This window comes from Streptomyces sp. NPDC001020, assembly GCF_053599115.1.
In genome coordinates this window covers 81866-89465 of record NZ_JBSFLQ010000034.1, presented here as the reverse complement: position 1 = coordinate 89465, position 7600 = coordinate 81866, and the positions used below count along the sequence as shown (strand labels likewise).

7 protein-coding genes are annotated in these 7600 nt (G+C 68.1%); 3 read left to right on the top strand and 4 right to left on the bottom strand.

The features are described 5' to 3' along the window. The first annotated feature begins 50 nt into the window (after positions 1 to 50). Complete coding sequence (locus ACWDEX_RS27895; RefSeq protein ID WP_450466953.1) at positions 51 to 362, top strand: hypothetical protein; 312 nt, start codon at positions 51 to 53, stop codon at positions 360 to 362. Positions 363 to 585: 223 nt separating this feature from the next. Here the strand turns inward: ACWDEX_RS27895 and ACWDEX_RS27890 are convergent, their stop codons facing one another. Further along, positions 586 to 1710, bottom strand: coding sequence for a threonine aldolase family protein (locus ACWDEX_RS27890; protein WP_450466951.1), 1125 nt, complete (start codon positions 1708 to 1710; stop codon positions 586 to 588). An 817-nt stretch (positions 1711 to 2527) separates the two neighbouring features. Here ACWDEX_RS27890 and ACWDEX_RS27885 point away from each other — a divergent pair. Further along, entirely contained in the window at positions 2528 to 3184 is a 657-nt protein-coding gene (locus ACWDEX_RS27885; RefSeq protein ID WP_450466950.1) for a pentapeptide repeat-containing protein, read from the top strand. 233 nt (positions 3185 to 3417) lie between these two features. Here ACWDEX_RS27885 and ACWDEX_RS27880 read toward each other — a convergent pair whose 3' ends face one another. The 3 genes from ACWDEX_RS27880 to ACWDEX_RS27870 all read right to left on the bottom strand — a co-directional run bounded on the left by ACWDEX_RS27880 (position 3418) and on the right by ACWDEX_RS27870 (position 5366). Further along, positions 3418 to 3897 carry a hypothetical protein gene (locus ACWDEX_RS27880; protein ID WP_450466949.1) on the bottom strand — a complete coding sequence of 160 codons (480 nt, stop codon included), beginning with the start codon at positions 3895 to 3897 and terminating at the stop codon, positions 3418 to 3420. A gap of 280 nt (positions 3898 to 4177) precedes the next feature. Further along, positions 4178 to 4690: a peptide-methionine (S)-S-oxide reductase MsrA gene (gene msrA / locus ACWDEX_RS27875; RefSeq protein WP_450466948.1), complete on the bottom strand. Its 513-nt coding sequence runs from the start codon at positions 4688 to 4690 to the stop codon at positions 4178 to 4180. Between the two features lie 127 nt (positions 4691 to 4817). Continuing rightward, positions 4818 to 5366 (bottom strand): CGNR zinc finger domain-containing protein, encoded by a 549-nt coding sequence (locus ACWDEX_RS27870; protein ID WP_450466947.1) that lies wholly within the window; start codon positions 5364 to 5366, stop codon positions 4818 to 4820. Positions 5367 to 5934: 568 nt separating this feature from the next. Here ACWDEX_RS27870 and abc-f point away from each other — a divergent pair. After that, positions 5935 to 7569 carry a ribosomal protection-like ABC-F family protein gene (abc-f, locus tag ACWDEX_RS27865; protein ID WP_450466945.1) on the top strand — a complete coding sequence of 545 codons (1635 nt, stop codon included), beginning with the start codon at positions 5935 to 5937 and terminating at the stop codon, positions 7567 to 7569. The last annotated feature ends 31 nt before the right edge of the window (positions 7570 to 7600 follow it).

Here is a 7600-nt window from a genome sequence, read left to right as displayed (position 1 = left end):
ACGCCGGCCCCGACCAGGGTGGGTGTGCACGGACGTGAGGGGACGGATTCATGTCTGTTTCTCGTACGGCGGCCCGCCTGATCGCCGCCTTCGCGGTTACCGGCGCCCTCGTCGGCGCGGCGGCCATGCCCGCCATGGCCGCCGGCCCTGCCCGGAGCAACGCGGGAAGTCACCACCTGCACATCAACAACGGCCACGACCACGACGGCTACCACCACCGCTCCCGCGAGCGGGACCACCGGCACCACGGCTGGTACAACCACCGTCACTGGGGTCACGACCACGGCAGGCACCACAGCCGACACCACGGCTGGTACGGCGACCGGCACCGCGAGCACGGCCACTACCCCGGCCACCGCTAGCCCACCCCGTAGAGGGTGCCGGACCCCGGAGGCCGAACCGCACCCTCTACCACCCAGTCGTCACAACCAGCACGGCCGCTCCACCCAGCCGGGGGCCGAAGACCGTTCACCGCGGTCTTCGGCCCCCGGCCACATGCTGCCGGCACACACATCGCGTCGACGGAACGCGACGCGTCCGGGGCCCCGAACGTGCCGGCTTCGCCCTACTTCACAAGCGCTTTCTTCACGCCTGAGGCGTGGAAGCGGCGGCCAGCTCCAGAAAACGCAACCCGACCTCGGTCACCTCGTCCGGGGTCCACTCCAGCGCCGGGCCGGTCAGGCTGACCTCCGCCATCGCCAGGCCGGGTGCGACGTCGGTCCAGTGGGAGACGAACCAGGTCCGCTCCTGCTCCGCGAGGGCCAGGTGGGCGGCGTTCAGGGCCGTTGCGGGGTGAGGGAGCCAGAGCTGGAACTCATGGGTGGGCGGGACGGCGGGGTGGATCCGGGCGCCGGGGAGCCCGGCCAGGGCTGGGGCGAGGGTCGCGGTATGGCGGGTGAAGGAGGGCAGCTCGGGCAGTACGGTGTCCAGACCGGCAAGCGCCGCGAGCGCGGTCGGCCACTGCTGGAAGAGCATGCCCCCGTAGCGGTGGCGCCAGGCGCGAGCGTAGGCGGTGAGCGCGGCATCGCCCGCCAGGGCGGCGCCGTTGATGCCGCCGAGGTCCTTGTAGAAGGAGACATAGACACTGTCGGAGAGCGCCGAGATCTCGTCAAGTGGCCTGCCGAAATGGGTGGTTGTGTTCCATAGCCGAGCGCCGTCGAAGTGCACCCGAGCGCCGGCCGCGCGGGCCGCCGCGGTGAGTTCCACCAGCTCTTCCCAGCTCGGCAGCAGGTAACCGGGGTCACGAAGCGGGAGTTCGATCGCCAGGGTGCCGAATGGCTCGCCCAGCGAAGCGAGTTCCTCGGCGGTCGGCTGCCGCTGCTCGGTGGTGGGCCACAGGCCGCGCAGGCCGGTGAGCTGCGTGTAGGCGTGCCGCTCGTGTCGCTCCAGGTGGCTGAGCGGGTGCAACGCGATGGACTGACGGCCGGTCAACTCGACGCCGTAGCGCAGCGCGACCTGCTGGGCCATGGTGCCGGTGGGGAAGACGACCGCATCCTCGGTGCCCAGCAGCGTGGCGGTCCGCTCCTCCAGCCGCCGCACCGGCCCGTCACTGCCATAGAAGTCGGGATCGACATCCAGTCCGTCCAAAGCGGCGAGTGCGGTGAGCCGCTCCCGGATGCTGAGGAGGCGCCCGCCCGAGAGAAACCGTTTGCAGGCCTTGCGGGCTGCGCGCCGCCGCTGTTGATCGGCAGTTATCTGCTCATAGCTCATCAGGCGATTCTCGGTCGCAGGGTTGGCCGAACCAAGCGATTTGGCGAAGGCCGGTGGAGACCTCAGCACCTCAGTCACCCTGGGTGAACCCGCGTACTTCCGCACGCGTCACACCCCACCCTCCATCAGCGCGTGCCTGTGCCCGACCGGGCATGTCCGCAGAGCGCCGAGTAGGGCTCGGCGCCCGGCTCCGTTCGTCCGTCCGGTGCACCGGTTGGGTGAGCACCCGTGCGGCAGACGGACACCTCACCCAGAAGCATGTTCTATTCTTATTCCGGGCGAGAACAGCTTTTCGCCTGGAACAGGACATTGCGATGACGACTCCCGTACCTCCGCCCAAGGAGGCCGACCCCTCGGTTCTGACCTGCCGTAGCGACGAGGTCGGCCTGTGCGCGAAGTGCCAGCGGAAGACTCATCGGTACGGCCGCGGTGGCAATCCCTTGTGCTCGCACTGTCTGGCAGAGGCCTCAGCAAGGTGGGGAAAGAACGTCCGGCAGGCACCCCGCGCGTGAGGCCAGAGCGAGTGACCGCCCGGTAGGCGAGGCTCACAGGGAGAACTCAAACCATGCGGCTACAGCTCCCGGTCGGGGGGCATGATCCGAGGAAGTGCCCGGGGGTGAGCTGCCACGTGGCCACGTGCAGCAGCATGGCGTTCGACTCGTCCGCACCATCCGGCCCCTGCAGATACACGCTACGGAACGTGACCGACCAGGGCGCACCGATAGGGTCGAGGCCCCCTGCAGTGGGTCGGCGAGGTAAGGCGGTCACCGTGCTCGACCGATGCCATGCGCCGTCTTCGATACCTGTGAGGTCCACCGTGCCCGCCACGCCCCGCGAACTCGCTGATCTGCCCTACGCGAGCTACCTGGAACCGCTGCGCGGCGATCTGGAGTGGGAGGGCGACTACGACACCATCCATGCCGACGGCAACACTTTCGAGGAGGCCGACGCCGGCAGCGCGCGATTCACCGAGTCCGCCTTCTCATCCGTGACGTTCGACGGCGGGCGGATGCGGCGCGCCCGGTTCAACGAGGTGTGGTTCCACAACGTGCGCTGGGTGGCCACCGACCTGGCGGAGACCGACTGGCTGGACTCCGAGGTCGTCTCCAGCGCCCTGGCCGGGGTGGAGGCCTTCCGCGCCAAGTTGTGCCGGGTGAACTTCTTCAACTGCAAGTTCGACTCGGTGAACTGGCGCACTGCCGACATGCGGCAGGTGCGGTTCGTGGACTGCCTCCTGCGGGACGTCGACTTCGGTGGCGCGACGCTCACGAACGTCACGTTCCCAGGCTCGTCGTTGAGCGGGGTACGGCTCGGCAAGGCCCGACTGACGAACGTCGATCTGCGCGGCGCGGCGGCCTTGGAGATCTGCGAGGGTATCGAGTCACTGAGGGGTGCGACGATCGACAACAGTCAACTCATGTACCTCGCGCCCGCGTTCGCGCAGGCTCTCGGCGTCACCGTCAAGGACCGCTGACGGCCCGGAGCTGCTCAGGCGTACTGGCATCCTGGCGGCTCAGTCGGCCCGGCTGATCCCATGAATCGAACACAAGGGCAGACACCCCCGAAACGGGTGCACGATATCTGGAAACCGTCCGCCCCGCCTGAAGAAAGCCGGCGGGGCGGAGGGAGGTGCGTGCCCCGAGTCAACCAGCAGCATCCCCAAGGGCCGGTGCACCTGTGCCGAAGCGGTTCACAACCGTACGGACATCAGCGCGAGCCCCACGTTCCCTGGTTGACCGCGCAGTTCCAGCCGGAGCCGTGCAGGGTGATCTTCAGCTTGTAGCTCTTGGTGCTCAGCAGGTGCGTCCGGACCTTGAAGCCGAGACTGGCCTTGCTCTTGACGGTCGAGGAGTAGACCGACACGGTCTGCGACGTCTTGTGGCTGATCTTGCCCCCCTTGGCCGTCGCCGAGCCGAACCGGAGGTTCTTCACGTTGGTGACCGTGAAGGTGACCTTCTTGAAGCTCTTGCTGGACTTGCTCTTGATGCCGAAGTACAGTCCGCCGTTCGTCACCCAGCCGTTGTGGTCCACGTAGAACCGGGACGGGTAGACGATGCTGATCGGGCAGCCCGTACTCTTCGGCGTGACGGTGGTCGCCGCGGAGGCGGCTCCGGCCAGGCCCAGCTGAGCCGCGGTGACGACTCCGGTGGCAGTCAGGGCTGCGATGGTCATACGAGTGCGGTTCATCGGTGACGCCTCTCCCCCTGTGGCCCTCACGGGCCGGAACGACTGGCCCACGACGTACCCCCGTGGGACGCCCGCGTGCCTGTGACGCCGTATTGCTTAGCACGCGCCGGACACTGCAGAGCAACGGAGGGGAGATCAGAGGCGTTCAGTGACAGAACCGGTACATTCGGGCGTGCCCCCCTGGCCGAGAGTTCGGCGACAGACCGTCCGGGATCAGCCGGACGGTCTGAGACCCAGTCTCACCGTCTCCAGTAGTTCGGTGCGACGGACCCCGTACCGGTCAGGACCCCGAGCGCTTCGGCAGCCGCCAGTTCGGGCGCGGGAAGTGGCAGGTGTAACCGTTCGGGTAGCGCTGCAGGTAGTCCTGGTGTTCCGGCTCGGCTTCCCAGAACGGCCCGGCCTGCGTGACCTCGGTGACCACCGGCCCCGGCCACAGCCCCGACGTGTCGACGTCGGCGATGGTGTCCTCGGCCACGCGCCGCTGCTCGTCGTCGAGGTAGAAGATGGCTGAGCGGTAGCTGTCGCCGATGTCGTTGCCCTGTCGGTTCTTCGTGGTCGGATCATGGATCTGGAAGAAGAGTTCCAGGATGGCCCGGTAGTCGGTCACAGCCGGGTCGAAGGTGATCTCGATCGCCTCGGCGTGCCCTTCGTGGTGGCGGTACGTCGGGTCGGGGAGGTCACCGCCGCTGTACCCCACCCGCGTGGTCAGTACACCCGGCTGCTTCCGAATCAGTTCCTGCATGCCCCAGAAGCAGCCGCCTGCCAGTACGGCCTTCGCTTCACTGCCGACCATCGCGGTCACCTTCCTCTACTCGTTGAATCCTCGACGTGCACCCGGCTCACCCGCACCGCCTGCGGGAACGCATGGGGTGGCCCACACGCCCCGTCCGACGCCCGACCGGCCGTCGGCATCCGAACCGTCAGCTCTTCGCGCTGTGCTGGCGTGCCCGGTAGGCGGCGGCCTTGACCCTGTTGCCACAGGTCCTCATGGCGCACCACTCCCGCCGGTGGCCACGCGAGCGGTCGAGGTAGACCTGCGTGCACTCGGGCCGGGCGCACTCGCGCAGCAGCGCCTCTTCGTCGCCACCGAGAATCTCGACCGTCTCACGAGCGAGAGCCGCGAGCCCCTGTGAAGCCGAGCCGGTGCGGGTCGTGCCGTCGGGACCCAGCCGCAGCGTCACCGGCAGGCCTGACGCCTGCAGGTTCACCTCGGCAACCGCCTCGGCAGGCAGCGGCCGGCCCGCGAGGCGGGCCGCGACCAAGTCGTAGATCGCTTCGCGCAGCTCCAGGGCGATGGCGAGGTCGGCCTCGTTGGCGCCGGGCGCCAGATCGAGCATTCCGGACTCCACGAACCAGTCATCGAGCAGCTCAGGAGAGGCGAGCTTCTCCATCGGCTCGGCGTTGCGCCGCGCACGCAGCGTACCGACGAAGTCGAGAGGGAGCGTCCCACAGGGAAAAGCATGATTCACGTAACCATACTGACCAGTGACTCGCGAAGATGCAACACCCCGGCCGCGGCTGACAGCCAAGGACTAGCTTGTTCGACGGGTTACATCAAGTTACGAAGGATCATCACCGACTGAGTCGACTTGCCGCCGCCCCAAGGGGTGGCTTGACCACTCCCCCATGGCGCGCTCCGGCCGATACGAGGCGCCGGACCACGCGGACGCTCTCGCCTTACGCCCCGGTCGCCGTCATGCCATGTCGCACCCGTGCGACCGGGGCGGGAGGGCACCCGAATCCGGGCCGCCGGAATGCTGTCGCGCGGGCGAGTACCGCAAGCAGGCTCACCCGTTGACCCGATCGGTCCCAGGTCCAACGTGCCTGCTGTTAGGCTGGTACGGACATTGATCTTTCGTTGAGGAGCCCAGACATGGTGGTGGACGACGACATCTCCGGGTGATACCCGGACCCGACAGGCCACCGGCCGTGCGTGGAAGCGCCGCCGATGTGGTCTCGCTGTCGTCTCCTCTTTCTCCTTGTCTGCTGCCGGGGCAGAAGTGTCATTCCTGCCCCTCTTCCAACGAGGTCACCTCCATGTCCGACGCTTCCGTCGTCTGCTCGAACCTGTCCTTCACCTGGCTTGACGACACTCCCGTCTTCCAGGACCTGTCCTTCACTGTCGGCACCGGCCGCACCGGCCTCGTCGCGCCCAACGGCACCGGCAAGAGCACTCTGCTCAAGCTCATCGCCGGTGAACTGCGTCCCGGTGCCGGGTCGATCTCCGTTGCCGGGACCCTCGGCTACCTCCCGCAGAGCCTGCCCCTGACCGGAGATCTCACAGTCGCCGAAGTGCTGGGCGTCGCCCCGATCATCCAGGCCATCGACGCCGTGGAATCCGGGGACGTCGACGAGAAACACTTCACCACCATCGGCGACGACTGGGACATCGAGGAGCGCACCCGCGCCCAGCTGGACCGCCTCGGTCTGGCCGACCTCACCCTGGACCGCAGCCTGAGCACCCTCAGTGGCGGCCAGGTCATCTCCCTCGGTCTCGCCGCCCAGTTGCTGAAGCGGCCGGACGTGCTGCTGCTCGACGAGCCCACCAACAACCTCGATCTCGAGGCCCGACACAAGCTCTACGCCGTGTTGGAGGACTTCAAGGGCTGCCTGCTCCTGGTCAGTCACGACCGCGCCCTGCTCGACCGCATGGAGCGCATCGCCGAACTCGGTCGGGGTGAACTCCGTTTCTACGGAGGGAACTTCACCGAGTACGAGGAGACCGTGCGGGCCGAGCAGGAGGTCGCCGAGAAGAACGTCCGCAACGCCGAGCAGGAGCTCAAGCGGGAAAAACGGGAGATGCAGCAGGCCCGCGAACGCGCCGAACGCCGACAGAGCAACGCCGCCCGCAATCTGAAGAACGCCGGTCTGCCGCGCATCTTCGCCGGCAACATGAAGCGGGGCGCACAGGAGTCCGCGGGCCGTGCAGGCCAGATGCACGCCAACAGGGTCAGCGACGCGAAGGCCCGGCTGGACGAGGCCGGGCGTGCGCTGCGCGAGGAGCAACGCATCACGCTGGACCTGCCGGACACCAACGTGCCCGCCGGACGGAACCTGTTCCTCGGAGAGCAGCTCCGCGTCCGGCTCGGCGACAGGAACGTGTTCGCCGAGCAGGGTGTCGACCTGACCATCCGCGGCCCTGAGCGCATCGCGCTGACCGGTCCCAACGGTGCCGGCAAGAGCACGCTGCTGCGTCTGCTCAACGGCGACCTGACTCCGGAGGGCGGCGAGATCAAGCGGGCCGACGGCCGCATCGCCTACCTCTCGCAGCGCCTCGACCTGCTGGACCTGGACCGTACCGTCGCCGAGAACTTCGCCGACTACGCCCCGGAGCGGCCGGAGGCCGAGCGGATGAACCTGCTCGCCCGCTTCCTCTTCCGCGGGGCCCGCGCCCACCTCCCCGTCGGGGTACTGTCCGGCGGCGAGCGGCTGCGCGCCACCCTGGCCTGCGTGCTGTGCGCGGAACCGGCACCGCACCTGCTGCTCCTGGACGAGCCTACGAACAACCTCGACCTGGTCAGCACGGGCCAGTTGGAGAGTGCCCTGAACTCCTACCAGGGAGCCTTCGTGGTGGTCAGTCACGACGAACGGTTCCTGCGTGAGATCGGCGTGAACCGGTGGCTGCGACTGGCCGACGGCGAGCTCAAGGAGACGGGAGCGCCCGAGGTGTGAGCCGCCGACGTGTCGACCTGGCCCGTGTCCG

What these genes read in the sequence shown, in the direction of transcription:
- ACWDEX_RS27895 (WP_450466953.1), top strand. Translation starts at nt 51, where the DNA reads ATGTCTGTTTCTCGTACGGCGGCCCGCCTGATCGCCGCCTTCGCGGTT.
- abc-f (WP_450466945.1), top strand. Translation starts at nt 5,935, where the DNA reads ATGTCCGACGCTTCCGTCGTCTGCTCGAACCTGTCCTTCACCTGGCTT.
- msrA (WP_450466948.1), bottom strand. Translation starts at nt 4,690, where the DNA reads ATGGTCGGCAGTGAAGCGAAGGCCGTACTGGCAGGCGGCTGCTTCTGG.
- ACWDEX_RS27880 (WP_450466949.1), bottom strand. Translation starts at nt 3,897, where the DNA reads ATGAACCGCACTCGTATGACCATCGCAGCCCTGACTGCCACCGGAGTC.
- ACWDEX_RS27890 (WP_450466951.1), bottom strand. Translation starts at nt 1,710, where the DNA reads ATGAGCTATGAGCAGATAACTGCCGATCAACAGCGGCGGCGCGCAGCC.